23 protein-coding genes are annotated in these 22502 nt (G+C 61.2%); 10 read left to right on the forward strand and 13 right to left on the reverse strand.

The window, feature by feature from the left end:
- Positions 1 to 27 precede the first annotated feature (27 nt).
- From Q2M23_RS17535 to Q2M23_RS17595, 13 genes are all read right to left on the reverse strand, one after another.
- Complete coding sequence (locus tag Q2M23_RS17535) at positions 28 to 996, reverse strand: 3-hydroxyacyl-CoA dehydrogenase NAD-binding domain-containing protein (protein ID WP_316396248.1); 969 nt, start codon at positions 994 to 996, stop codon at positions 28 to 30.
- A gap of 13 nt (positions 997 to 1009) precedes the next feature.
- Positions 1010 to 1936, reverse strand: a complete 927-nt coding sequence (locus Q2M23_RS17540; RefSeq protein ID WP_316396249.1) for a 3-hydroxyacyl-CoA dehydrogenase — start codon at positions 1934 to 1936, stop codon at positions 1010 to 1012.
- Positions 1937 to 2078: 142 nt separating this feature from the next.
- On the reverse strand, positions 2079 to 3278 hold the full coding sequence (locus Q2M23_RS17545) for a CoA transferase (protein WP_316396250.1): 1200 nt from the start codon (positions 3276 to 3278) through the stop codon (positions 2079 to 2081).
- 66 nt (positions 3279 to 3344) lie between these two features.
- Complete coding sequence (locus tag Q2M23_RS17550; RefSeq protein WP_316396251.1) at positions 3345 to 4142, reverse strand: enoyl-CoA hydratase-related protein; 798 nt, start codon at positions 4140 to 4142, stop codon at positions 3345 to 3347.
- A gap of 52 nt (positions 4143 to 4194) precedes the next feature.
- Complete coding sequence (locus Q2M23_RS17555) at positions 4195 to 5409, reverse strand: acyl-CoA dehydrogenase family protein (protein ID WP_316396252.1); 1215 nt, start codon at positions 5407 to 5409, stop codon at positions 4195 to 4197.
- A gap of 297 nt (positions 5410 to 5706) precedes the next feature.
- Positions 5707 to 6666 (reverse strand): AraC family transcriptional regulator, encoded by a 960-nt coding sequence (locus Q2M23_RS17560; RefSeq protein WP_316396253.1) that lies wholly within the window; start codon positions 6664 to 6666, stop codon positions 5707 to 5709.
- 177 nt (positions 6667 to 6843) lie between these two features.
- Positions 6844 to 7704, reverse strand: a complete 861-nt coding sequence (locus Q2M23_RS17565; RefSeq protein WP_316396254.1) for a hypothetical protein — start codon at positions 7702 to 7704, stop codon at positions 6844 to 6846.
- A gap of 160 nt (positions 7705 to 7864) precedes the next feature.
- Positions 7865 to 8137: a hypothetical protein gene (locus Q2M23_RS17570; protein WP_316396255.1), complete on the reverse strand. Its 273-nt coding sequence runs from the start codon at positions 8135 to 8137 to the stop codon at positions 7865 to 7867.
- A gap of 246 nt (positions 8138 to 8383) precedes the next feature.
- Positions 8384 to 8869, reverse strand: coding sequence for a hypothetical protein (locus Q2M23_RS17575; RefSeq protein ID WP_316396256.1), 486 nt, complete (start codon positions 8867 to 8869; stop codon positions 8384 to 8386).
- A 67-nt stretch (positions 8870 to 8936) separates the two neighbouring features.
- The gene (locus tag Q2M23_RS17580; protein WP_316396257.1) at positions 8937 to 10124 is read right to left on the reverse strand and encodes a cupin domain-containing protein; all 1188 of its coding nucleotides are present in this window, start codon (positions 10122 to 10124) and stop codon (positions 8937 to 8939) included.
- Between the two features lie 80 nt (positions 10125 to 10204).
- Complete coding sequence (locus Q2M23_RS17585) at positions 10205 to 10582, reverse strand: hypothetical protein (RefSeq protein ID WP_316396258.1); 378 nt, start codon at positions 10580 to 10582, stop codon at positions 10205 to 10207.
- Positions 10579 to 10761 (reverse strand): hypothetical protein, encoded by a 183-nt coding sequence (locus tag Q2M23_RS17590; protein WP_316396259.1) that lies wholly within the window; start codon positions 10759 to 10761, stop codon positions 10579 to 10581. Before Q2M23_RS17590 ends, Q2M23_RS17585 begins: the two co-directional genes overlap by 4 nt.
- A gap of 141 nt (positions 10762 to 10902) precedes the next feature.
- Entirely contained in the window at positions 10903 to 11799 is an 897-nt protein-coding gene (locus Q2M23_RS17595; protein WP_316396260.1) for a LysR family transcriptional regulator, read from the reverse strand.
- 220 nt (positions 11800 to 12019) lie between these two features.
- Here Q2M23_RS17595 and Q2M23_RS17600 point away from each other — a divergent pair, with 220 nt between their 5' ends.
- The 10 genes from Q2M23_RS17600 (at position 12020) to Q2M23_RS17645 (ending at position 22465) form a co-directional block, all read left to right on the forward strand.
- Complete coding sequence (locus Q2M23_RS17600) at positions 12020 to 12160, forward strand: hypothetical protein (RefSeq protein ID WP_316396261.1); 141 nt, start codon at positions 12020 to 12022, stop codon at positions 12158 to 12160.
- A gap of 152 nt (positions 12161 to 12312) precedes the next feature.
- Positions 12313 to 13314 (forward strand): AraC family transcriptional regulator, encoded by a 1002-nt coding sequence (locus Q2M23_RS17605; RefSeq protein WP_316396262.1) that lies wholly within the window; start codon positions 12313 to 12315, stop codon positions 13312 to 13314.
- A 173-nt stretch (positions 13315 to 13487) separates the two neighbouring features.
- Entirely contained in the window at positions 13488 to 13844 is a 357-nt protein-coding gene (locus tag Q2M23_RS17610; RefSeq protein WP_316396263.1) for a hypothetical protein, read from the forward strand.
- A 251-nt stretch (positions 13845 to 14095) separates the two neighbouring features.
- Positions 14096 to 16162 carry an FUSC family protein gene (locus tag Q2M23_RS17615; RefSeq protein ID WP_316396264.1) on the forward strand — a complete coding sequence of 689 codons (2067 nt, stop codon included), beginning with the start codon at positions 14096 to 14098 and terminating at the stop codon, positions 16160 to 16162.
- Positions 16159 to 16368, forward strand: coding sequence for a DUF1656 domain-containing protein (locus tag Q2M23_RS17620; protein WP_316396265.1), 210 nt, complete (start codon positions 16159 to 16161; stop codon positions 16366 to 16368). The genes Q2M23_RS17615 and Q2M23_RS17620 overlap by 4 nt, the downstream gene beginning before the upstream one ends.
- Positions 16365 to 16808, forward strand: coding sequence for a DUF983 domain-containing protein (locus tag Q2M23_RS17625; RefSeq protein ID WP_316396266.1), 444 nt, complete (start codon positions 16365 to 16367; stop codon positions 16806 to 16808). The genes Q2M23_RS17620 and Q2M23_RS17625 overlap by 4 nt, the downstream gene beginning before the upstream one ends.
- The gene (locus Q2M23_RS17630) at positions 16805 to 17728 is read left to right on the forward strand and encodes an HlyD family secretion protein (RefSeq protein WP_316396267.1); all 924 of its coding nucleotides are present in this window, start codon (positions 16805 to 16807) and stop codon (positions 17726 to 17728) included. Before Q2M23_RS17625 ends, Q2M23_RS17630 begins: the two co-directional genes overlap by 4 nt.
- A 445-nt stretch (positions 17729 to 18173) precedes the next feature.
- Positions 18174 to 20978, forward strand: a complete 2805-nt coding sequence (locus Q2M23_RS17635) for an ATP-binding protein (protein WP_316396268.1) — start codon at positions 18174 to 18176, stop codon at positions 20976 to 20978.
- A 102-nt stretch (positions 20979 to 21080) separates the two neighbouring features.
- A complete protein-coding gene (locus tag Q2M23_RS17640; RefSeq protein ID WP_316396269.1) occupies positions 21081 to 21695 on the forward strand; it encodes an AraC family transcriptional regulator in 615 nt (204 codons plus the stop codon).
- Positions 21696 to 21706: 11 nt separating this feature from the next.
- On the forward strand, positions 21707 to 22465 hold the full coding sequence (locus tag Q2M23_RS17645; protein WP_316396270.1) for a sulfite exporter TauE/SafE family protein: 759 nt from the start codon (positions 21707 to 21709) through the stop codon (positions 22463 to 22465).
- The last annotated feature ends 37 nt before the right edge of the window (positions 22466 to 22502 follow it).

Genomic DNA, 22502 nt, shown 5'->3' on the forward strand with positions numbered 1-22502 from the left:
CCGGCGCAAGGATTTTGTGCCGCCTCGCTATTCTGCTGCGACATCGCGCGGGGCTTCTGCACGCCTGGTGCGTAGCTCGAGGAGACCAAGCAGGATCTCGTCCCGTTCGGCTTCGAGCTCTTCGATAGTGCGCGATCCGACTTCGGCATGGACGCCGTCGATGAGCTTCTTCTTGAGCTCGGGCGTCAGCGTGGGCGATCCCAAAACCTTCCACCAGGCCGTGAGAGGTCCGGTGAACTGCTGCAACATATGCTCGATGCCGCCGGAGCCGCCGCCGAGGTGGTTGAGCATCACGTTGCCCATGATGCCCCAGCGCAGACCAGGACCCCAGGAAAGCGCCGTATCGACATCGGCGACACTGACAACTCCCTCATCTACGAGATAGTAGACCTCTCGCGCGAGCGCGGCCTGGAGACGATTGGCGACGTGGCCAGGAACCTCTTTGTTGAGCCGCACAGTCTGCTTGCCGATCGCGGTGTAGAACTCCGTCGCGCGCCGGATCGTCTCCTCCGAGGTTTTTGCGCCCCCGACGATCTCGACCAACGGAATCAGATGCGGCGGATTGAACGGATGACCGATGACGCAGCGCTCAGGATGCAGGCGACAATCGGACTGGATCTCGCTCATGGTGAGGCCTGACGAGCTCGACGCGATAATCACGTCGGCCGGCAGCAATTCATCCAGCTCGCGATACAGCTTCTTCTTGAAATCGATGCGCTCGGGCCCGTTTTCCTGAACGAGGTCCACACCGGTCACGGCGGTCCGCAGGTCAGGACAGAAGGCCAGACGAGACTGCGATGCGCCAGGAGCCAGGCCCAATCGCTCGAGCGCAGGCCAGGCAGCCTTCACGAAGCGTCGCAGCGACACCTCTGCATCAGGCGCGACGTCAGTCGCGACGACATCCATCCCCTTGGCGAGGAACTGCGCGGCCCAGCTTGCACCGATCACGCCAGTACCGATAATCGCGATCTTCTGAAATGGCTTGGTGTCGGACATTGTCATTTTCCTTTCAGGGCATTTCGACGTATGCGACGCCGGTGAGATTTCCTTGGGCAGCTAGCAGCATCCGCTTCTCGGTCCCGTCGAGCGTCGCCGCATAGAGCGAACCGGCAAAATCAGTCACGAACATGCGGTTGCCCGGAACATCGAGCGCGATGCCGATACCTTCCATCAGGTCCGAGACCACGATCTGCGGCGCGTTTTGCGCGGGCTTCGCGTCGACAGGCGCGCGGTTCACCGTGTTGCCCCGCGGAGGATTGCCGCGGTCGGTCCAGTAAAGAACACGATGTTCGAGATCGAGCTCGAGGTCGATCGGCTCGGGAAGGCCGTTGAAGAAGACCTCGACGTCGCTCCGATCAACTGCCGTCTCGCCCTTCGGGATATCGATCCCGGCGCGCAGGATGCGCCCGACTTCCGCGTTGTCACCGCCTTTTTGCGTCCAGTAGATCTGTCCCCGTGCCGGATCGACGGTGATTCCAACGCACCATCTGGTCTGATCACGCCGGTCATTTTCGCCCTCCCCCGTCTGGACCAGCGTCTCGATCTGCGAACCATCGAGATTCGAACGCATGACCCGCATCCCTTCGCGATCGGACCAGTAGAGCTTGCCGTTCGCCTTATCGAGATGGAGCTGCTTTGGCGTGAACGTGCCACCGGGCGAAACGATGAACCTGCGATTGCTTCCGTCGATATCGGCGCGTTCGATGGAGCCGTCGTTCAGCGCGGGGACGCCCATATTGGTCCAGTAGACGTGACCGGCTACCACATCGACGACGATGCCGTCGGGATGAGGGCAGTCGGCGGCGATCACTTGGGGATGCGAACCGTCCGGATCCATTGACAGGACGCGGCCGCCGCTCAAGTCGAGGAGGAACAATCGACCGGAGCGAGTTGTGGTCGACGCGGTTTTTGTTTGCGTGGCATGGAGTACGGTCATGGACTGTCCTTTGGTGTCGCTTCTGCGCCTGGCTATTCGGCCGCGCGCGGCTTCGGCAGGTTGGTGGAGAAATTGGCGGCCACTTCTCGCGGAACGCCGTGAGGGCTTCCTTGGGGGCTTCCTTTCGAGCGCCTCTGCACGGCTAGGCCGTGCGTTCCCTTGTTTTCGGAACGGCATCGCTTTCGCGCAGGCTTTCGATGCTCTTGGCGTCGAAGCCGAGCTCGCCGAGAATCTCCTCGGTGTGCTCACCGAGATCGGGCGCACGCCGGGCCGAAACCTTATCGACGCCATGGATCTTGATAGGGCTCGATACGGTTGAGGTCAGCTTGCCGCCGGCACCATTGAGCGGGACGATGATCTCGTTCTCCATGAGCTGCGGATCGTTGATCACCTCCTGAGGTCCGCGGACTTCGCCAAAGGTGACGTTCAGGCCGGCGAAGACCGAATGCCAATGCGACATGGGGTGTGTGCCGAACAGCTCGTCGAAGATGGCCGTGAGCGGCGCCATATTCGCCATGATCTGCGCCGGACTTGAAAAACGCTGATCGGTCAGCAGGTCCGCCCGACCGATCGCCTTGACGACGGTCACGAACTTGTCGGGCGTGACGATGAGAACGAACCAGATCCCGTCAGAGGAACGATAGACGTTCATCGCCGCGTTGGCGGGATGCGTGCGGTCGTGCAGTGGGGGAAACTTGGCGCCGGAAAGCGCCGCCTGGATCGAAACGCTTGCCGACCACACACCTTGGGCGAGCAGCGACGTCGTAACATACGCGCCTTTGCCGGTGCGTTCGCGCCGGTAGAGGGCAGTAACGATCCCCGAGTAGAGACCGACCGCCGTCGCGTTGTCGCCGCTGCCGCCCACCGGCCAGGTCGGCGGTGCGCCGGCATCGCGGGTCAACGACAGCAGGCCGCTGCGCGCCCAGTACGCTGTGACGTCGAAGCCAGGCAGGTCGGCATCAGGCCCGTTCTCGCCGAAACCGGTGAGATCGGCGTAGATCAGGCGCGGATTCCACCCTGCTACGTCCGCATATTCGAGCTTGAGCTGCTTGCGCGCGTGGTGCGGCGTATTGACGATGAACACGTCCGCCCAATTGACGAGTTCGAAGAGAACCTGCTGCGCGCTCTGTGACTTCAGATTGAGCGCGATGCTGCGCTTGTTGCGATTGGCGAGATGCCACTGATAGGGGTCCTCCGACATCGGCTGGATCGGGGTATGGTTGCCGCGCCGCCACGTGTCCCCGTACGGCGGCTCAACCTTGATGACATCGGCGCCGAAGTCGGAGAGGATCACGGCCGCGCCCGGTGCGGCGACGAAGCTCGAGAAGTCGACGACCTTCAAGCCTGAAAAGATGTTGTCGTTTGCCATTGGTGGCTCCTGAGTTCGATTGGGTTTGCTGGTGCAATATCAGCGGCCTTGGAATTCCGGCGCGCGTTTCTCGAGGAAGGCGGTGGTGCCCTCCCGCTTGTCTTCCGTCGAGGCGCAGATGCCGAAATACGAGGCTTCCAGCGCAAGACCTTCGCTTTGGCTGGTGTCGAGACCCTTGTTGGCCGCATCCAGCGAATACTTCACCGCGATCGGCGCGTTGGCCGCGATTTGCTTCAGGACGGCCTCTGCGCGTGCAATCAAGTTCGCGGCGGGAACGACTTCGTTGACCAGGCCTATGCGGTAAGCTTCGTGCGCCGAGATGGTCTCGCCGGTGAGAATGAGCTGCAGCGCGCGGCCCTTGCCGACCAAACGGGGCAGGCGCTGGGTACCGCCGCCACCGGGCAGCAGACCAAGCTTGACCTCGGGCTGGCCGAATTTGGCGTGTTCGGCGGCGATGCGGATGGTGCAGGCCATCGCCGTTTCGCATCCGCCGCCCAGCGCAAAGCCGTTGATCGCTGCGATCACCGGCTTGCCGAGGTTTTCAATCAGGTTGAGCACCTCGTGGCCGAAGCGGCTGAACTCTTCCGCCTCGTAGGCGTCGACGCGGGCAAGTTCGCTGATGTCGGCGCCGGCAACGAAAGCCTTGTCACCGGCGCCAGTCAGGATCACGCCGCGCAGGGAGCTGTCGGCCTTGGCGTCCTCGAACGCAGACCGCAAGTCTGCCCAGGTCGTCGCGTCCAGGGCGTTGAGCACCTTGGGGCGATTGAGCGTAACGTAGGCAATGCCGTTTCTCTTTTCAAAGAGAACGTTCACGAGAGCGATAGTCATGGGGGACATGGTCATCTCCTGTCAGGGCGCAGACTGCGATTCTGCGCCCGCTCGCTGGTGATCAGACGAAGGCGCTGAGTCCGGTGATCGCCTTGCCGACGATCAGGGTCTGCATCTGGTAGGTGCCTTCGTAGGAGTAGATGGCCTCGGTGTCGGCAAAGAAGCGCGCCACGTTGTAGTCGACTAGGATCCCGTTGCCGCCCATCAGCTCGCGGGCCCACGCAACGGTCTCGCGCGCCTTGGACGTGCAGTACGCCTTGACGACCGCGGCCTGCGCGTCCGTCAGCTTGCCTTCGGTTTCCAGCTGCCCCGCGCGGACCAGCATGCCTTGACACGCAACGATGTTGCCCAGCATCTTCGCGAGAAGCTCCTGAACGAGCTGGAACGAGCCGATCGGCTTGCCGAACTGCAGGCGCTCCTGGGCGTATTTGAGGGCGTTTTCGTAGGCGCCCATCTGCGCGCCGGTGATTTCCCACCCGCTGCCATTCCGGGTGCCACGCAGCACCAGCGCGGCGTCCCGGAACGTTCCTTGGCCGCCCTGCAGACGATTCGCATCGGGCACGCGGCAGTCGGTCATCGTGATCTGGCCGTTCTGCACGACCTTCAGGGCGATCTTGTTCTGCATCTTCTCGACGCTGAACCCGGGCGTCGTCTTGTTCTCGACGATGAAACCCTTGACCTGGTTGTCTTCCACGTCACGCGCCCAGATGATCGAGACGTCGCACCACGGCGCGTTGCCGATCCAGCGCTTCTGGCCGTTGAGGATCCAGCTGTCGCCGTCACGCCTGGCCGTGGTCATGAGACCCGCACCGGTGCCCGATCCCACCAACGGCTCGGTCAACCCGAAGCAGCCGACCTTTTCCATGCGCGCCATCGGCGGCAGCCACTTCTGCTTCTGCTCCTCCGTGCCCGCGAGGTAGATGGACATCATCGCGAGTCCGGTGTGGACGCCGTGGAAGGTACAGAACGAAACATCGGTCCGTGCGATCTCCATCGCGACCAGGCCGAACAGCAACGGGCTTCCGCCCGCACAGCCGTAACCATTGAGGCCGAGACCGGCGATGTTCAGCTCCTTGTACGACGGCAGCAACTCGAACGGGAACGCGTCCTCGACCCAGTATTTGTTGATGATGGGCTGGACCTTCGTCTCCATGTAGGTCCGTACCTTCTTGACGATCGCCCGCTCCTCGTCGGAGAGCAATTCGGCGAATTGAAAGAAGTCGCTATTCGGCGGCGGAAGCTGTTTCGAAGGCTTTGGTGCGGCAGCGGTGGCCATGTCGGTCTCCATTCGTTGCGTGGCCTGCGACTGCGGCAGGCGTCTCATTCAACGCATTGAAGATTAGTGAAGCGACTAGCCGAAGGCTTTGCAGGGCTTGCTCTCGTTTTGTCATTTGTTGCGCGCGATCTGCGGCCGATGCAAAGGCAGGGATGACCGAGCGCGTCATCTCAGGAACGTTCTGATTGTGTTGGACGGGGTATGACAACGTCGAACGCGTGACGCGATCGAGGTCGGCACAGCGGACGCATTTCGACGTGCTCAGATCAGGTCGACGCCGCAACGCAAGAACTCGTCTCAGTGACGCGCTGTTGATCCAAATACCTGACGAAACTGACCTGGCGCCTGACCTGTTGCTTGCCTGAATGCGCGTGTGAAACTGGCTTGGTCGGAAAAGCTGAGCGCCAGTGCGATATCGACCAACGATCGATCGCCTTGCATCAACAGGTCTTTCGCGCGGTCAAGGCGCCTGGCGCTAACGTAGCGATGGGGAGATTGTCCAACGGCTTGCTTGAAGGCTCGTGCGAAGTGGTATCGGCTCAGGCAAGCAGCCGACGCCATGAGATCAAGGTTGAGATCGCCTTCCAGGTTCGCTTCGATAAATTCCATCACACGCTGCAGCCTGCGTCGATCGAGCCCGCCTCTCGGGAGAGGTATAAAGGGCTGGTTGGTCGACGCCATGATGTATTTTTGTATCAACCTCGCTGCCAGACACGATGCGAGGCCCTCAATCAGCAGACTGCCGGCGGAGGTTTGGCTCTGCAATTCCGATGCAATTGCACATCCGATCTCGGCCAGAAGCGGATCTTCGAACGCACTTTCATAACTCAGCGAGCCGATCAGGGACGGATCGACATTGATATCGCAATTGCCCAGCGAGAAATGGCTGAGTGGAAGATAGATATGCAAGACCCCGCTCATATCTTCGGCGATATCAACCGACCCGTCCTCCAAACCGGGAGGAGAGAGCCACACGATACCCCGCCTTACGACGATCCGACTTTCGATGCCTGGAGCCCGCCGCGCGATGAACGAATTATTACCGCGGACGTCGATGCAAATTCTTATTTCGGATTGTGGGGTCCTCCATGGGACCACGGCTTTGCTGACACTGCACAATTGGGCCGACAGGCCCGACCAGCCTCGATCTGTGGAAGTCGATAGCAGGTTCACTGGGCCATGCTTGCCCCAAAAATCGTAATATGGCCACGGCGCGTTGCGATCCGCAGCCGTCGGTTGCTCCCGCTGAATTTCCATGACGCGCTCCTGCAGAGTGGGCCTCAACTGTCGCTCGCCGGAAGGTTGGGTCAGAGAGCCCCTGCTTCACTGGACGGCGGAATAGAAAGGAGCATTTCCGAACGGTGGAAGGGCACGGATCACCGAAGTTCGAAGGCGGCCAGGACGATAGCAGCTCGCAGATAAGGCTACCTAATACTACTCTTGCCCAAGCGGCCTCGTCGCCGTTCTCACGCCGCCCGTCCGGCTCATAGCTTCAGCCGACCTGACGGGGCTTTCCGGCTCCGGAGAGGTCGCAACCGCGCTGCTTACGAAGCGGCTCTGCACCGGTTTGCGTGTCAATTCGACCACAGCAGCATCGGGACTGCCCGGCTGAGCAATCATATCGGTGGTGACGAGATTGGTCATTCGCAATTCATCTCGAGACAGTTCATGCAGATCTTCCCACGGTGGCACGTTCAGCGACAGCGACAACAGATCGCCCGCGCCGCCCATATCGAAGGTGTATTTGGCGAGCCGCCCGATATCGCGTTCCACGGTCACCAGATCATCTGCGCTGTAGGTCGCGGCCTTGGCGTTATTGGCGCGGTCGCCGAGCCAGATCTGATGCACCCGGACATGGGCAGTCTCGGGTACGTAACGCGTCTTGCCCGACAGCAGCAGGAACACGCACATCGATTCGCAATAGGCGACGGGCGCCATATTGGAAGGAGCATTCTGGGCGGTGTGGGTCTGGACGCTGATGCCGACGGTGGTCAGTGCCCCAAGCTCGCGGAAGCGCCGTCCAAGCGCGATCGCAGCGTTGACCGAACCGCCGCTGGAATCCAGCACGATGGTCGCGCCGCCGAGCTGTCGCCCACGGGCGAACTCATCAAAATCTTTAGGACTGTCGGCAGTCACGATCCCGGCCGCGCTGACCCAACCTCGGCAATTCGGCTGGCAATCGACCCAAGTGAACTTCATCGGCAATTTGCGTTCTTCGAGGACGACGCCGGCATGCACCGAATTGCTCAAGACAGCCATCAATGCGATGCAAAGGCGGGCGACCACAAGCAGCATCCATCCTCGGGTTTCCGCCCAACGAGCCCGATTTGAGGCTCGATCGGAGATGCGGATGCGCACTGAGGGTTTGGCCCTCGAGATTGTCGCCAGGCTGACCAAGAGGGACACGGCAAGCAGGTACGCTGGTATCACGAACATGATTGCGTTGCCTCGACCGTTATCGGATGTGGTCGGCCGAGCTGCGGCGTTTTACGAACACCGGCGACAGCTGATGGTAGCCGGCCAACGGCATGACTTCAGAACCGGCGCCTTGCCTGGGTTGATGCCTGGCCCGCCATTTTGGCCCTGGGCCGCGCATGTAATGCAGTTCGGGCCGGTAGCTGTCGCGCACGTCCATGATCAGGTTGTGAAAGACGCTGGCGAAGTTGCCTGCTGATTCAGCTGTTTTGCGAGCAAAGCCAAACAGTGCGCTTGTATCTATGATTCTCATCACCGAGCTCCTGAGTCGTCTATCGGTGCCAGGCGAGCCGTGATGCAACAGTGAACGATTGTCGGCCTTGCCTCACCGCAACGATCATGGCCGAGAAACCGGCGGAATTCTTTGCATCGCATGCTGTCATGTTGTCATTTCTTGCTGGCCAAAGGTAACCAACGCAGCTGGGATAGGGCTAAGCGATGTCTCTCGTCTTGACGGTGATGGCGGCCATCTCGCCCAGTTTGTCCCCTACCCGACTCCTCAAGCGGCGAGGTCGGACAAGTCCGTCTCTGGATGCTTGACGTTTTCGTTCTGGGCTTCGACGGCCTTGACGGAATTTTCAAACGCCTTCTCCAAAACGCCGCGGCCGATGGTCCCGAGCACGAAACCGAGCAGCCGCCCCATCAGGTTCTTGCCGTCACGTACGACAACCACGTCGATCTCGGTGGTGCCGTCGGGTTGACGTCTGAAGGTGTAGATGTGGCCCGACGCGCCATCCCACACATTGGAGTCGGCCGTCGTGAGCACGATGCGATTTGGATCGGACCAGTCGTAATGCAGGCGCTCCCAGATCCCACCCGAGCCTTCCGTGACATCGGCCTGCGAGACGCCCCGACGATGTACCTTGAGATACGCATCGTCGCTGTTGGCAAACAGCTTCGAGCGACCAGGCCCGAAATCGGTGAGCGCGGCGACGTACTGCTCCGGCGTCGCTGTGGTCGTCCGCTGAAGGTGGATGGTGGACATGTGAAACTTCCTCTTCCATTTGCACAATGCACGGCCCCGCCCGCATTCGCCGGCGTGACCGCTTGCACTATGCTTGCTCGAGCTTGGTAATCGTTGTCTCGGGCACGCCGGCAAAGTTGTTACCCAACAGATAACGCGGACTGGATTGCACCCATCTGGTGAGGTCTATCTCTTCGAACTTGCCGTTGTCCCAGGTCTGCACGATCTCAAGATCGTCATCGCCGATGTTCTTGATCGCGTGGCCAAAGCCCTGCGGAATGTAGGCAACATCTCCCGGATTGAACTCGGCGACCTTGCCGCGGCCGCCGGAACCGAAAAGCGCCACTTGCGCTTTGCCTCGCAGATAATAGTGCCATTCGTTGGCGTTCACATTCCAATGCAGCTTCTTCATGGCGCCTGGCTTGATGACCATCACGCCCCCCGACATGGTTTTCGACACGGGCCACTCATCGACGGTGGCGAGTCGGAACGTGCCGCCATCGAAGTCGCGCACCGCCCGATTATCGTGCAGCAGGCTGAACTTGTGTGTGGAGTCTCTAGGCCAGGGCGCATCGAGAGCTTCCGAGGCGGGCAGCACCGGCCCCGCCTGAATGTAAGTCTCGCCCTTCGGGAAGGCGTCGAATACGTCCTTCGACACGCCGAAATTTAGTGCGAGCAGGTCCTTGGGCGTCACGTCGATCCAGTCCGTGATCGAGAATGTGCCGTGCTCGGAAAAGGCACCGTTATCGAACGACAGGATGAAATGACACGGCTTGTCGCCAATGGTCTGGATCGAGTGACCGTGGCCCTTCGGGAAATACCAGAGGTCGCCTGGGCCATAGTTGTTTATCTCGCTCGCTCCTGACGGATCGAGAACCACGGTTTGGCAGCGGCCGTCGATGACGAACGCCCATTCGGCTGCAATGGCGTGCCAGTGCAGCTCGCGCGACGCACCCGGCTCGAGAAACATGTGCACGCCGGCAATCCCCTTGCTGATAGAGAACTGGTGGACGGTGGCCTCTTTCGCCCAGCCGCCCGAAGTCACCTTCGGGACGCTGCCGTCGAGCGAGAAGCGGAAGTCGGGGAGAGCCGCTACGTCCTTGGGATCGTGGTAAGCGACTTTATCGCCCGGAGGCAATTCGATCGCGTGTCGTCCAAAACCCCCGTCTCCCGGCTTGAACTGTGAAGGCCCTGCTTTCGCATTCCCAAGTGAGGATGCCGTCAAGAGACCTCCGGCACTGGCCGCCAGAATGTGACGACGTGAAATGGTGTTCATGGTAATCTCCTGTCTCACTTTTCCTTCTGAGACTGCTACTGCTGCATGGTCATCCATGGATTGGCAGCCGCACGAGTCGTTCAGTTCGAGGCCGTGTTCGGTTTGCGAACAAGCACGCTGTCACCTTCCCGGCTGATCTCGATCACGCCCGATGGCTGCGGTGTCGAGAGAAGCAGGCGCTGACCAGGTGTGAGAAGAGATACGACGCGGAACGGTGTTCCTGTCTCGCCTTGCGCCAGCGTGGTAACCACGCGAAATCCATCAGGCTCGACAGTGTAGTAGGCCACCCCCGATATCGCGCCGAGGTCGATGCTCTTGGCCTCGATTGGACGCAGCCCTTCTGCCTGGGCGGCCGTGACGGAGGCGATACCGAATGCGGCGGCGAGAAGCATGTTGCGGATTGACATGACGATTTCTCCTGATGGTTGACGATCGAGCACGGCGAAGTCTTCGATCACGACAACGGTTCGCCGCCCCGATGAATCCAGGTTCCGTTGATGACGATCGGTGTGCTGTCGGGCTGCCCGTTGACCGGACCGGCCGGCGGGAAGACGCTGTCGTAGATCGCGCGGGCTTCTCGTATCAGGCGGAGCCGCTCGCGCTCGGCCTTCGGGATAAATTGGATGACTTCACCCATATTCGCCTCCAGTTGGTAACGCCGTTTCCGGCAGGTCATGACTGGGAGGTGGGGCGAAAGGCCCGGGTCAACAGGCCGGGAAACCGGGAGTTATCCTTCCGGATTTTGGAAGCTCGACAGCGGAGTGAGCACCGGCTCGGTTTACTCCGCGAAAACTCGCTTCAGCCGCGGTGCTGCAAAGTCCAGGAACGCTCTGACCTTGATCGGCAGAAACCGGTTGGCGGTATAGACCAGATTGACCGGCATTGACGGCGGCTGGAATTCATCCAGCACGGTTGTCAAGGCTCCCGCTTCCGGACCAACCTCGAGTTGGTAAGCAAAGACGATGGAAATTCCCACGCCAGAGCGGGCTGCCGTACAAGCCGCTTCCGCGCTGCCGACGGTGAGCCGCGTATGCACCGGCGCCGCTATGGTCGCCTTGCCTCTGACGAATGTCCAAGCGTCGGGTGGCGAAAAGCCAGGATAGCTGATGCAATCATGCCCGGCCAAATCTTCCGGCGTGCGCGGCGTTCCGCGAGCCGCAAGATAGGCGGGACTGGCGCACACCACCCGGCGCGTCCTGCCGAGCCGTAGTGCGACCAGGCTTGAGTCCGGCAACTCGCCGATGCGCACCGCGACATCGATTTGCTCCTGGGCAAGGCTAAGCTTCTGATCGGTCGGGATCATCCTGACCTTGATATCCGGATAGGTCTTGAGGAAGTCCGCGATGATCGGCATCAGAATGATGCGCCCAAGGCCCAATGGGGTGGTTACGGCCAGCTCGCCTGTCGGTGTGGTATACTCGCCGGACGCCGTACGCTCCGCTTCGAGCACATCTGTGAGGATGCGCTTACAAGCCGCAACGTAGGACGTGCCTGCATCCGTCAGCACCAGCTGCCGGCTCGATCGGTTGAAGAGCTTCGTCCGCAGGTGAGCCTCGAGCTCGGATACGTTGCGACTGACTGTTGTGAGTGGCGTTTTCAGTTGCCTCGCCGCTGCGGACAAGCTGCCCTGCTCGACCACGGTCAGAAAGGTCGACATCGCTTCCAGGCGGTCCATCGGATCCCTTCCATAATTCGGGAGGATACCTTCCAATTTTGCCATATCGCCCCGGACTCCGGAAGACGGCATCGCCTGGGGTGGTCCGGATGGCCATTCGAGCGAGCCTTCCGCTGCCTGGAAGGACCCTTTCCACCTATGGCCCTTTTTGAGCCGGGCTCTCCAATCGATGTCTTTGGACGATGACGCGAGAAGCGCCGTCTCAACACAGGAGAGTTCAATGACAAGGCATCTCGAATCCTATCGGTACGAAATCCAGTACAGCGACGACGCCGACTTCGTCACGTATCAGCGTAAGTCGAGCGACGGCGTTTGGCAGACGGTGTCGGCGTGGATGATCCCAAATTCGGCGGAGTACTGAGTATTGACGACCATTGCCGCGGCCGGTGGGCGGCGCTGCCTAGTGTGAGACTCGCAAACACTAACAGCCTCTAACAACCGATAACGAGCAAATTGCGCCGCCTGTGCCAAGTTAGCCTCGCAACAATGATGAATGCGATCCTGGAGCGCCACATGGAGATGCAATCAGAGCAGCCGGCCGCCGCAGGCCGCTATGAGCAGTGGCCGCACCGTGGCATTTGGGATCGGGACTGTCCAGGCCAGCTGCTGCTGTCTTCGACGGATCGGGGCTGGTCCGGCCTGTCGGCCGAATTGTGCACTGTTAGAAGAGGGGTTGGCCCGTGGAGGACCCCACAATCTGATATCCGGATTTGCGTCGCCACCCGGAGCAATCAAGCGACTCTGACGCGGCGGGCGCCGGGCATCGAAAGTCAGATAGTCGCCGAGCGAGGTACGGTTTGGCTCTCTCCTCCCGGCTTGCAGGAAGGTGAGATCGATTTCGCTGAGGATCTGCCGGAATTCCTGCACATCTATCTTCCGCTAAGCCAGTTCTCGTCGAGCAATCTCGACAACAAGACCGGCGAATCGGTAATCCACGCCCTAAACTACGAAACGGGTTTCGAAGATCCGCTGCTGGCCGAGATCGGATTTGCCATCGCCTCCGAGCTAAAGATTGAAACTTCCGCGGGCAGTGTGTTCGTCGAATCCCTCGCATCCAGTCTGGCGGCGAGGTTGCTGCAAAAGCGAGCCAGCGCATCGCGCACTCAGCTTTTTCCTCGTCGCGCTCGCCATGGGCTCGATCAGCGCAGACTCTTTCGTGTGCTGGACTACATCGATGCGAATCTGGAAAGTGACCTCAGCCTCGAAGGCATGGCAACGATCGCGTGCCTGAGCAAATACCATTTTGCGCGAGCCTTCCGACAAGCCGTCGGAGACTCTCCCCATCGCTACGTCAGTGCCAAGCGCCTGGAGCGGGCGAAAGCCCTGTTGATACGTGGCGATCGGCCCTTGGTGGACATCGCGTTGACGCTCAACTTTTCCAGCCAAGCCAATTTCACGCGAGCCTTCAAGCAGGTGACCGGGCAGGCGCCAGGTCAATATCGTCAGACGGCGGGATCCCAAGCATCCAAATCCTCTCTGACAGACGTCAGGCGTTCGCTTTCGATTTTTGCCTGAGCCTGCCTATCGTTTGCGAGCCAGCCGGCAGCAACAAATGACAAGACGAGAGCACGCGCTGCAAAGCCCCGCGTGCCATCATCCGACTATCTTCGCGGGCCTAGTCATTCACTGAAAGGCCGCTCGACGTGCCGATACGTCAATACTTCGTGTGGGTGGGAGGCGCCCTCCTCGTGTTGCTGTTTGCGGCCGACTGGCTGCTCCCAGCGCCTCCTGCCTATTCGCATTCCGCGGTCGCTCCGAGCGAACGAGCCAACCTGCGCATCACTTCGGATCAAAAATGGCCGGAGCGGGTGGTGTTCGACACCACTCACGCGCCCGTAACACACATTGCTGAGTCTGGCCTCGCGTCGGACCTCGTCCCCGAAGTCCTTTCCCAGACCTCGCGGCGCAGCACACACGATGCGTTCGCTGCGGTGGAAGAAGTTGCGGCCGCTGCTCCGACAGCAAGAAATGAAAATGCATCGGCAATCCGTGCAAAGCCGCAGCAGACCAGAACGCGTATGACGAATGCAGCCAAGATCCACTGATCGAGACCCGACATGAAAGACGCTCTGTGCCTCGCCGTGTTCGCTGGCAAAATCCTGTGCCTCGTGATGTTCGTCGCGTTTCTGAAACCGGACGTCATCGGCGTCATGCAGACGTCGGCGACTCCAGCCGACTGCGGAACGAAACGCCCGATACCGCTGCAATGCGTTTCGAACGTATTTGCAACGGCGTCGCTGGCTGACGCGAGGTCATGCATCGCACATAGAAACTCCGTCCACTGCTGACGCAACGGTTGGCCGACTCCGTGACCCAAGCTACCTCATTTCGGGACCGACATGCCGCCATCCTCTTCGCGCTGCGGACCTTTGCTGCGGCGATGCTGGCGTTTTCGATCGCGCTGCTGCTGGACATGCCGCGTCCCTATTGGGCCATGGCGTCAGTCTACATCACCTCGAACCTGTTCACGGGCGCAACTACCTCCAAGGCCGTCTACCGCATTCTGGGCACACTGATCGGCGCGGCGGGGACCATCGTGCTGGTTCCGAACCTCGTCAATGCGCCGGAGCTGCTCAGCCTCTGCATCGCGCTGTGGGTCGGCATCTGCCTGTATCTGTCGCTGATCGACGGCACGCCGCGCAGCTATGTCTTCATGCTGGCCGGCTACACCGTCGCGCTGCTCGGATTTCCCATCGTCTCGACGCCACAGTCGGCGTTCGACATCGTGGTTTCCCGCGTGCAGGAGATCATGCTCGGAATCGTCTGCGCGAGCGTTGTCGCGATGCTCGTGCTGCCACGCGGCGTGGCCTCCGCTGTCACCGCGCAAACCGACGCATGGCTGGCCGGCGCGCGCCGGCTCGCCGCAGACGTCCTGACGGGTCGCGGCAGCGATCAGCAGCGTGATAGCGAACGCATACGTCTTGCCGCTGCGGCCTCCGAAATCGACCAGCTGGGGCGTCATCTCGGCTTTGAGGCGACCACGTCCACAAATATCGGGCGAGGGCTGCAATTGCTCCGGCAGCACATGCTGTCGCTGCTGCCGCTGCTCGGATCGATCGAGGATCGCAAGCTGCCTCTCGGTCCGCATGACGAGGCGGCTGCGCGCATTTCCTCTATGTGCGCAAGGATAGCGGCATGGCTTGAAGCGGGAGGCCGCGATGGACAGGAAGCCGATGCGTTGCGCGCAGCGCTCGATAAAGCACGACCCGTGCTGAGCGCGGACGCCGGCTGGATCGAGATCGCGATCTCTGGCCTCATTGTACGGCTGCGCAACCTCGTCGATGTCATGCAGGATTGCCAGCTTCTGCGCGAGGCCATCTCCGAGGGGCGCAATCCCGAATCGCTTCATCTCGTCTTCTTTCATGGCGCCACGGCTGTTGCCGTCCCGCATCGCGACTACTGGTCTGCGCTCCTGGCGGCCGGGTCCGTAGCCCTTGCGGTGCTGTGCTGCAGTTGCTTCTCCATCGCGACCGGCTGGTCGGACGGAGTTGCCGCACCGCTTTTCGCAGCTGTCGTCGGCAGCTTTCTGGCGGGCGCGGACGATCCGCTGCCGGCGTTCCGCAATTTCTACGGACTATTCCTCGTCGTAATCGCGGTCCATGGCATCTACCTGTTTGGCGTGCTGCCGCGGATTACGACTCTCGAGGTGCTCATCGCCGCATTGATGCCTCCCTTCGTGCTGTTCGGCTGGATGACCGCGCGGCCCGCGACCGCGCGTATCGGTGCCATACTTGCCATCTACCTCTCGGTCCAACTCGCGTTGACCGAGACCTATTCGGCTGATTTTATCACCTATGCCAACTCCAGCGTTGCGCTGATGCTAGGTGTGGCGCTGACCGGCGTGACCTGCGGCATCGTTCGCATGGCCGGAGCCGATTGGATCGCAAAGCGATTGCTCCAAAGCAATTGGACCACGCTTGCATCAGTCGCCGAGCGCGCCTCGGATAAAGATCCCTTTGCGCTTGCCAGCCTCATGCAGCATCGCCTCGCCCTGCTTGCTACGCGTATCGCCGTCGTCCCCGCCGACGCAAGGAGCGGCGCCGCCAACCTTCGGCAGCTTCGGACAGCGCTCAACATACTCGGCGTGAGGCGATCGAGCCTGGGGCTGTCACGCAGCGCAAGAGCGGCAACCGAAGCGTTCTTCGCTCGTCTTGCCCCGATTTGCCGGACCCACACTGCGGGAGCGCTCCCCGATGAACTGGTAGGCCAGCTCGACGGCACCATCGCATTGGCGTTGCAGGAACCCAGGAGCGAAGCCCGCGATCACGTGCTGGTCGGTCTCACCGGCGTTCGTTCCGGGCTCTTCCCGGAGTCGCCGACCTATCAACCGCAGCAAATCGAAACTGGGACGATAGCCGCATGAAATATCAACTTGACCTTTTTGGCGTGCTCGTTCCGACGCTCCTGCTCTGGAGTGTGGTTGCCTACGCGCTTGAGCGCTTCATCAGCAAGCAGATCGCGCGTAACGGCCTCTATCGATGGATCTGGCATCCCGCACTGTTCGATTTCGCGCTTTTCATCTGCCTGCTCACCGGCCTCGTCTTAGGCTCAGCGGAGTTACTCACATGACAGCACCCGTCTCCCTCAAAAAGGCTCTATGGCGCGGGTTCAGGATGAAGTGCCCGAACTGCGGACAAGGCCACCTGTTCGGCGCCTTTCTCAAGGTCGTCGACAATTGCGAGGTTTGCGGTGAAGATTACACGCCGCAACGTGCCGACGACCTTCCGGCCTATCTCGTGATCGCGATCGTCGGCCATCTGGTCGTGCCGGGACTTCTTGCCGTCGAGATGGCCTATTCGCCTCCGGCGTGGCTTCAACTGCTGATCTGGCTCCCCGTCACCGGGCTTTCGGCTCTCTTTCTCCTGCAGCCCGTAAAGGGGACCATTGTTGGCCTGCAATGGCAGACCGGCATGCACGGCTTCGAGGCTGGCCGACAGCGCCGGGTCAATCAAGATCGCGTTGCAACGACGCCTGTACCGAACCTCATCTCCAAGGAGTTGGCGCCATGAAAGCCGTTCTCAACCCGCTACGTCGCTTCGCGCTGACCGGTACCGTTGTTTTGGTCGCAGTTTGGGCCGGTTACAAGCTGTGGGATTACTACTTTGATGCGCCCTGGACCCGTGACGGACACGTACGGGCCGACGTCGTGCCCGTGGCTCCCGATGTTTCCGGCTTTGTGAGCGAGGTTCTGGTTCGGGACAATCAGCAAGTCCAAAAGGGCGACGTGCTCTTCCGGATCGACCGGGCGCGCTATGAGATCGCGCTCAAGCAGGCAGAGGCGGTACAGGAAGGCAAGCGCGCAACGCTCGACAACGCCAATGCCGATCTGAAGCGCTACAGTGCGCTCACACCCGGCGTCGTGGTTTCTACGCAGCGGATGGATCAAGTCGTCGCGATTCAAGGCTCGGCCCAGGCGGCCTACGACCAGGCCGTCGCGGATGTTGCCCTTGCAAAGCTCAACATGGAACGCAGCGAGGTGCGGGCCTCGGTCAGCGGCATTGTCACCAACAACGAGCTGCGTCCGGGCGCCTATCTCACTCCCGGAAAGGGCGTGATGGCGCTGCTCGATAGTGACACGCTGCACGTGCAGGGCTACTTCGAAGAAACCAAGCTGCAGCGCATCCATGTCGGCGATCCCGTCAACGTGCGTCTGATGGGAAGCAGCCGTGCGTTGCTGGGCAAGGTCGAGAGCGTTGCAGCCGGCATCGAAGATCGCGATCGCAGCAACGGTTCCAGCCTTCTCGCCAACGTCAATCCGACCTTCAACTGGGTGCGGCTCGCCCAACGCGTCCCGGTCCGGATCGCGCTCGACCGTGCCGACGAGCGCAACGAACTCGTCGCCGGAGCTACTGCGACCGTCGAAGTCCTTGGGTCGGCTCCGCAGGGCGACATCGCTAAAGCTGGCAACCGACAAACCGCCTCACGCTAGTATGACTCAAAGAGCGACCAGTGGCATGTCCAGAGCATTGCAACATCGCCCCACGCTGGCGAGCAACACGAACCTTTCCCGGACGGTGCCGGTGTTTGTCCTCGGCCAGGGAGGCGTGTGCCGCTTTGTCTCAGGAAGCCGACCTCCCCGAGCGCGAGGATGGACTTGAATATCCTGATAGCATTTCTGGCCCTGGCGAGCGCAGGCGTTTTTGCGGCCCACACCATCGATGCGCTCCGCGCCTGAGCCACCAAGGGATGAGACGAATTGGCTTGGCCCGAGCAGTGAGCCTTGCCGGTCATCCAGCCCAACTCCAATAACCGCCGCATCCGCGATCGAATGATCGACATTCATGCCGATAAAATCGCGCCTGTCCTCTTCTCCGGCACATGATAAGCTGCGTCCCCGGGACTGGAATCGTCTCCGACAGAGCGCGAAGCCAACGATGGCGAAAGGGCCGAAAAAATCCGCTTTTCCCCTGCAGAAGGAGCGCGACCGTATCCCGCGATCCAGGCTACCATCCTTGCTGGGACGCGAAACAGAAATCGATCTCATCGATCAATTGCTTGACCGGATCGATCAGGGTGGGGCTACTCTCGTTATTAGCGGAGCAGCCGGAATTGGCAAATCGGCGCTGCTCGAGGAAGCCAAAGATCGAGCGCGGGAGCGCGGCATCGCCGTGCTCGGCATGACGGGCGTTCTCGCCGAAGCGCATCTGGCTTTCGCCGGGCTTCAGCAGGCGCTGCATCCGCTCATGAAGCAGGCAAAGTCTTTACCTGCTCATCAACGGTCTGCCTTTCTCAGCGCCTTTGGCATGGGCGGCGCGACCACCGAAGCACCGGATATTTGGCTGGTCGCACTTGCGACCCTGGCACTCCTGACAGAAGGCCCAGATCACAAACCAATCCTGCTGGCAGTTGACGATGCGCAATGGCTTGATGAACCGACGCGCCAGGTCTTGTCTTTTGTTTCCCGTCGGCTGAGTTCTGACCCCGTCGTTCTGCTGCTGGCTTTGCGCGAGGGTTTCGAGCTTCCATTTGGCGACGCCAACACCTTGCGACACGCTGTTCCGGCTCTCAGCGAAGCCGACGCGACCCGCTTGCTCGAGATGCAGGCGCCCGGCCTTTCCGAAAATCTGCGCAACCGGTTTTTGAGAGAAGCCGCCGGAAATCCCCTGGCGTTGGTGGAGCTACCGCGCAGCTCGCGTTCGGAGGATGATCGCGAGGCGGCATGGCTGCCGTTGACGGAGCGGCTTGAACGCACCTTCTCCAGCCGTCTGTCCGACCTTCCCGAGGTCACACGCATGCTGCTGTATATTGCGGCCGAGAACGACGGAAGCTCTCTCTACGAGATCATGCGTGCCGGCGAGGTGCTGCTGGCTCGGACCATTGATTTTTCAGCCTTTGAGCCTGCGGTCTTGGGCAAGCTCATCGAGCTCGATGCAACAGAGGCGCGGTTTCGACATCCTCTCGTGCGATCCGCGATCCACCAGGCCGCCGACATGGCCGTGCGTCAAAAGGTTCACGCCGCACTCGCCGGGGTCATCGAGGATCGGGATCGCAAGCTTTGGCATCGTGCAGCCGCGGCAATGGGTCCTGACGATGAATTGGCTGGCGAACTGGATCAGATGGCGCATCGAGCGCAGCGCAGAGGGGCCGGCAGCACCGTTGTCGAAGTCCTGCAAATTGCAGCAAAGCTGAGCAAGACGGTCGAGGCCAGGCGAGAGCGTTTCTTGCAGGCCGCCGAAATTGTGACGGACCTCGGGCGGCCGAAGTTGCTCGAGCATCTATTGCGAGAGGCTGCGGTTGATCCGTCGGACGAGTTAGGTACAGCGCGGGTCGGGTGGTGTCGGGAAATGAGCCAGTTCCTGACAATCAATGATCCCGGCAGGATCTCCGCGTTGGTCAAATTTGCCGACCAGGCACATGCGGGCGGAGCAAAGGACCTTGCAAGCAATCTTCTCTGGCGCGCAGCGCAACGCTGCTGGTGGAGTAACGCGAGTAGCGACCTGTGCTCAGACGTCCTCTCTGCGACTAGACGGCTCAAGCTCCTCGAGCTCGACCCAAGGGGCATAGCGATATCAGCCTATGCCGAGCCACTTCGCCGAGGTGGCGAGGTGTACGCAAAGCTGAAGGCGCTGTCCGAAAGGAGGAGCAACGATCCGCATGTCGCACGCATCCTTGGCAGCACTGCGAATGTTGTCGGCGCATTCGATCTTGGTGTGAGTTTTCTGGCCGATTCCACCGCGGAGCTGCGTAAGCAAGCTCGAATTGGCAACCTGTCGCGCGCACTTTTCGCCCAGGCATGGGCCGAAATGGAAGTCGGCGACTGGATTGGCGCGATGAGAGAGGCGGAGGAAGCGATCCGTTTTGCGGAAGAGATCGGATCCATCGTGTGGAAGGCAGCGGCTGCCATCGTGAAGGCGAAGGTTGCCGGCATGCAAGGCAATCTGGAGCGGTCTGAAGAATATGCGAGTGAAGCGGAACGCCTCGTTTTGCCCAGTCGAGCGAGCTTCCTGCTCGCGATGCTGCAACTGGCGCGAGGGATAACAGCCATCAGCGCGGGCCGGCATTCAGAGGCATTCGCGCATCTGCAGCGCCTGTTCGCGCCTGCCGATCCAGCCTTCAACGCGGGTCTGCAATTCTTTGCGCTGGCCGACTTCGTCGAGGCGGCTGTTCATTCGGATCGAGTGCAGGACGCGCGCAGCGTGATCGACGAGATAGAGCGCGTATCTGGCCCAAGACCGGTGCCATGGGTCCAAACGATGCTATCCTATGGCAAGGCGTTGGTCGCGACGAATGAGGATGCCGAACGGTTCTTCCTGGAAGGTCTTGGGCCAGCAGCCAAGAATTGGCCCTTCCTGCGCGGGCGCCTCTCGCTCGGTTATGGCGCCTGGCTGCGTCGGCAGCGGCGCTCCGCCGATGCACGAGCTCCGCTGCGCCAGGCACGTGATGTTTTTGACGCCCTTGGCGCCGCGCCCTGGAGTGATCGCGCGCGGGAAGAATTGCGAGCAGCAGGCGAGGCAAGCCTTCGCCGGACCGCGCAAGTCTGGGAGGACCTGACCCCGCAGGAGCTGCACATCGCCCAGCTAGCGGCGAAAGGACATTCGAACAAGGTCATCGGGGCGAGGCTCTATCTGTCTCATCGGACCGTCGGCTACCACCTGCAGCGGGTCTTTTCGAAGATCGGAATCACCTCCCGATCGGGCCTGTCTGCCATCCTCTCCACAGCCGGTACCTCGGCACCTTAATCCCATCGGTCACCGGACTGGTCATTTGACGGATGCCGCGCACGCCGCCCGGCCGCCTATTTTCGCGAGGTGCAATCCCGCGAGAACTGGCAGGAGGCCGCCTTGGAAACCGAAAGCAGAGTACCGGTAGCCCTTGCCACGAGGCTCCTTCAACCGGGGACCATGGAGCCAGCTGGCCATTCGAACGGCCTGTCAGCCAAGGGAAGGCTCGACCGACGCCGCCTGTTTCGAGTCCTCGACTACATCGATGGGCATCTGGAATGCGACCTCACCCTGGATGAGATGGCCTCGGTCGCCTGCCTCAGCCGGTTTCACTTCGCGCGAGCATTCAAGCAAGCCGTCGGGCAATCGCCTCACCGCTATGTCATTGCGCGGCGGCTTGAGCGCGCGGAAGTCTTGTTGACCGAAGGCGAAACGGCATTGGTCGAAATCGCGCTGTCTCTCCGATTCTCGAGCCAGGCAAACTTCAGTCGCGCATTCAGGCAGTCGACCGGTATGGCACCCGGCCAATATCGTCGCGAAGTGACAGTGGCGCGCGACATCAATGCGCTGCGCTCGAGGCGCGGTTTCAGCGAATCCGCCCTAGCGTCCATCGAGCCCGGGACAGCCTATTCGGCCAACATGTCGCCGCTTGCACATCCGAGCGACGAAGAACCGAGACGGACAGCAGCCACCCGCGCTGGCGCTGACCGCCGGCGGCTCGCGAGCGTCGGATAGGGAGACGAGCCATGGAACTGACCGCCACCACGATCCTGGTCGCCTTTGCCGGCGTCTTCTTGATCTGCTTCATGAAGGGGGCATTCGGCGGCGGCTTTGCCATTGTCGGCATTCCCATGCTGTCGCTGGTGATGGACCCCGTGACCGCCGGTGGCCTGCTGGCGCCCTTGTTCATCGCCATGGACCTGTATGCGCTGCGCTACTGGAAGCCCTCGACCTGGTCGAAGCCGGACCTCAAAATGCTGTTGCCGGGTCTCATGGCGGGAATTGGGCTCGGCTATGCACTGTTTCGTGTGCTCGACCATCGGGCCGTCGCAATCGTGATGGCCGTGGTCACCCTGATCTTCGTCGTGCTGTGGTTCTTCGGCGGCCCCGAGGTGACGATCCAGCCGCGTTCAACGCGGAAAGCCGTCGCTGCCGGCCTCAGCTCCGGAATCGCCTCAATGGTCGCACATTCGGGGGGACCGCCGCTTACGATGTATCTGCTCCCGCTTGGGCTCGCCAAGGACGTCTATGCGGGAACGGCGAGCATGTTCTTCACCGTCGGCAATGCGCTCAAGGCAGTGCCATGGTTGTTGCTGGTGAGGCCGGGCCACAACGTGTGGATCGTGATGGCGACGTGCCTGCTCGCCGTTCCCGCCGGCGTGTGGGCAGGCTGGCAGCTTCACGGCAGGCTCGACCAGCGCCAGATCTATCGGGCCTGCTACGGATTGCTCGTCATCACTGCGCTGAAGCTATTGTGGGACGGCGTGCACGGCTATCTGGGCTAGGCGACGACGAAAGCAGACAGATTGGCAGTAGGAGACG

This window comes from Bradyrhizobium sp. 33ap4 (assembly GCF_032654765.1).
Classification (GTDB): domain Bacteria; phylum Pseudomonadota; class Alphaproteobacteria; order Rhizobiales; family Xanthobacteraceae; genus Bradyrhizobium; species Bradyrhizobium australafricanum.

Bases quoted from the DNA above. Each gene is read 5' to 3' on its own strand.
- Q2M23_RS17535 (WP_316396248.1), bottom strand. From the start codon at position 996: ATGTCCGACACCAAGCCATTTCAGAAGATCGCGATTATCGGTACTGGC.
- Q2M23_RS17540 (WP_316396249.1), bottom strand. From the start codon at position 1,936: ATGACCGTACTCCATGCCACGCAAACAAAAACCGCGTCGACCACAACT.
- Q2M23_RS17550 (WP_316396251.1), bottom strand. From the start codon at position 4,142: ATGTCCCCCATGACTATCGCTCTCGTGAACGTTCTCTTTGAAAAGAGA.
- Q2M23_RS17555 (WP_316396252.1), bottom strand. From the start codon at position 5,409: ATGGCCACCGCTGCCGCACCAAAGCCTTCGAAACAGCTTCCGCCGCCG.
- Q2M23_RS17560 (WP_316396253.1), bottom strand. From the start codon at position 6,666: ATGGAAATTCAGCGGGAGCAACCGACGGCTGCGGATCGCAACGCGCCG.
- Q2M23_RS17565 (WP_316396254.1), bottom strand. From the start codon at position 7,704: ATGCTGCTTGTGGTCGCCCGCCTTTGCATCGCATTGATGGCTGTCTTG.
- Q2M23_RS17570 (WP_316396255.1), bottom strand. From the start codon at position 8,137: ATGAGAATCATAGATACAAGCGCACTGTTTGGCTTTGCTCGCAAAACA.
- Q2M23_RS17575 (WP_316396256.1), bottom strand. From the start codon at position 8,869: ATGTCCACCATCCACCTTCAGCGGACGACCACAGCGACGCCGGAGCAG.
- Q2M23_RS17580 (WP_316396257.1), bottom strand. From the start codon at position 10,124: ATGAACACCATTTCACGTCGTCACATTCTGGCGGCCAGTGCCGGAGGT.
- Q2M23_RS17590 (WP_316396259.1), bottom strand. From the start codon at position 10,761: ATGGGTGAAGTCATCCAATTTATCCCGAAGGCCGAGCGCGAGCGGCTC.
- Q2M23_RS17595 (WP_316396260.1), bottom strand. From the start codon at position 11,799: ATGGACCGCCTGGAAGCGATGTCGACCTTTCTGACCGTGGTCGAGCAG.
- Q2M23_RS17600 (WP_316396261.1), top strand. From the start codon at position 12,020: ATGACAAGGCATCTCGAATCCTATCGGTACGAAATCCAGTACAGCGAC.
- Q2M23_RS17605 (WP_316396262.1), top strand. From the start codon at position 12,313: ATGGAGATGCAATCAGAGCAGCCGGCCGCCGCAGGCCGCTATGAGCAG.
- Q2M23_RS17620 (WP_316396265.1), top strand. From the start codon at position 16,159: ATGAAATATCAACTTGACCTTTTTGGCGTGCTCGTTCCGACGCTCCTG.
- Q2M23_RS17625 (WP_316396266.1), top strand. From the start codon at position 16,365: ATGACAGCACCCGTCTCCCTCAAAAAGGCTCTATGGCGCGGGTTCAGG.
- Q2M23_RS17630 (WP_316396267.1), top strand. From the start codon at position 16,805: ATGAAAGCCGTTCTCAACCCGCTACGTCGCTTCGCGCTGACCGGTACC.
- Q2M23_RS17635 (WP_316396268.1), top strand. From the start codon at position 18,174: ATGGCGAAAGGGCCGAAAAAATCCGCTTTTCCCCTGCAGAAGGAGCGC.
- Q2M23_RS17645 (WP_316396270.1), top strand. From the start codon at position 21,707: ATGGAACTGACCGCCACCACGATCCTGGTCGCCTTTGCCGGCGTCTTC.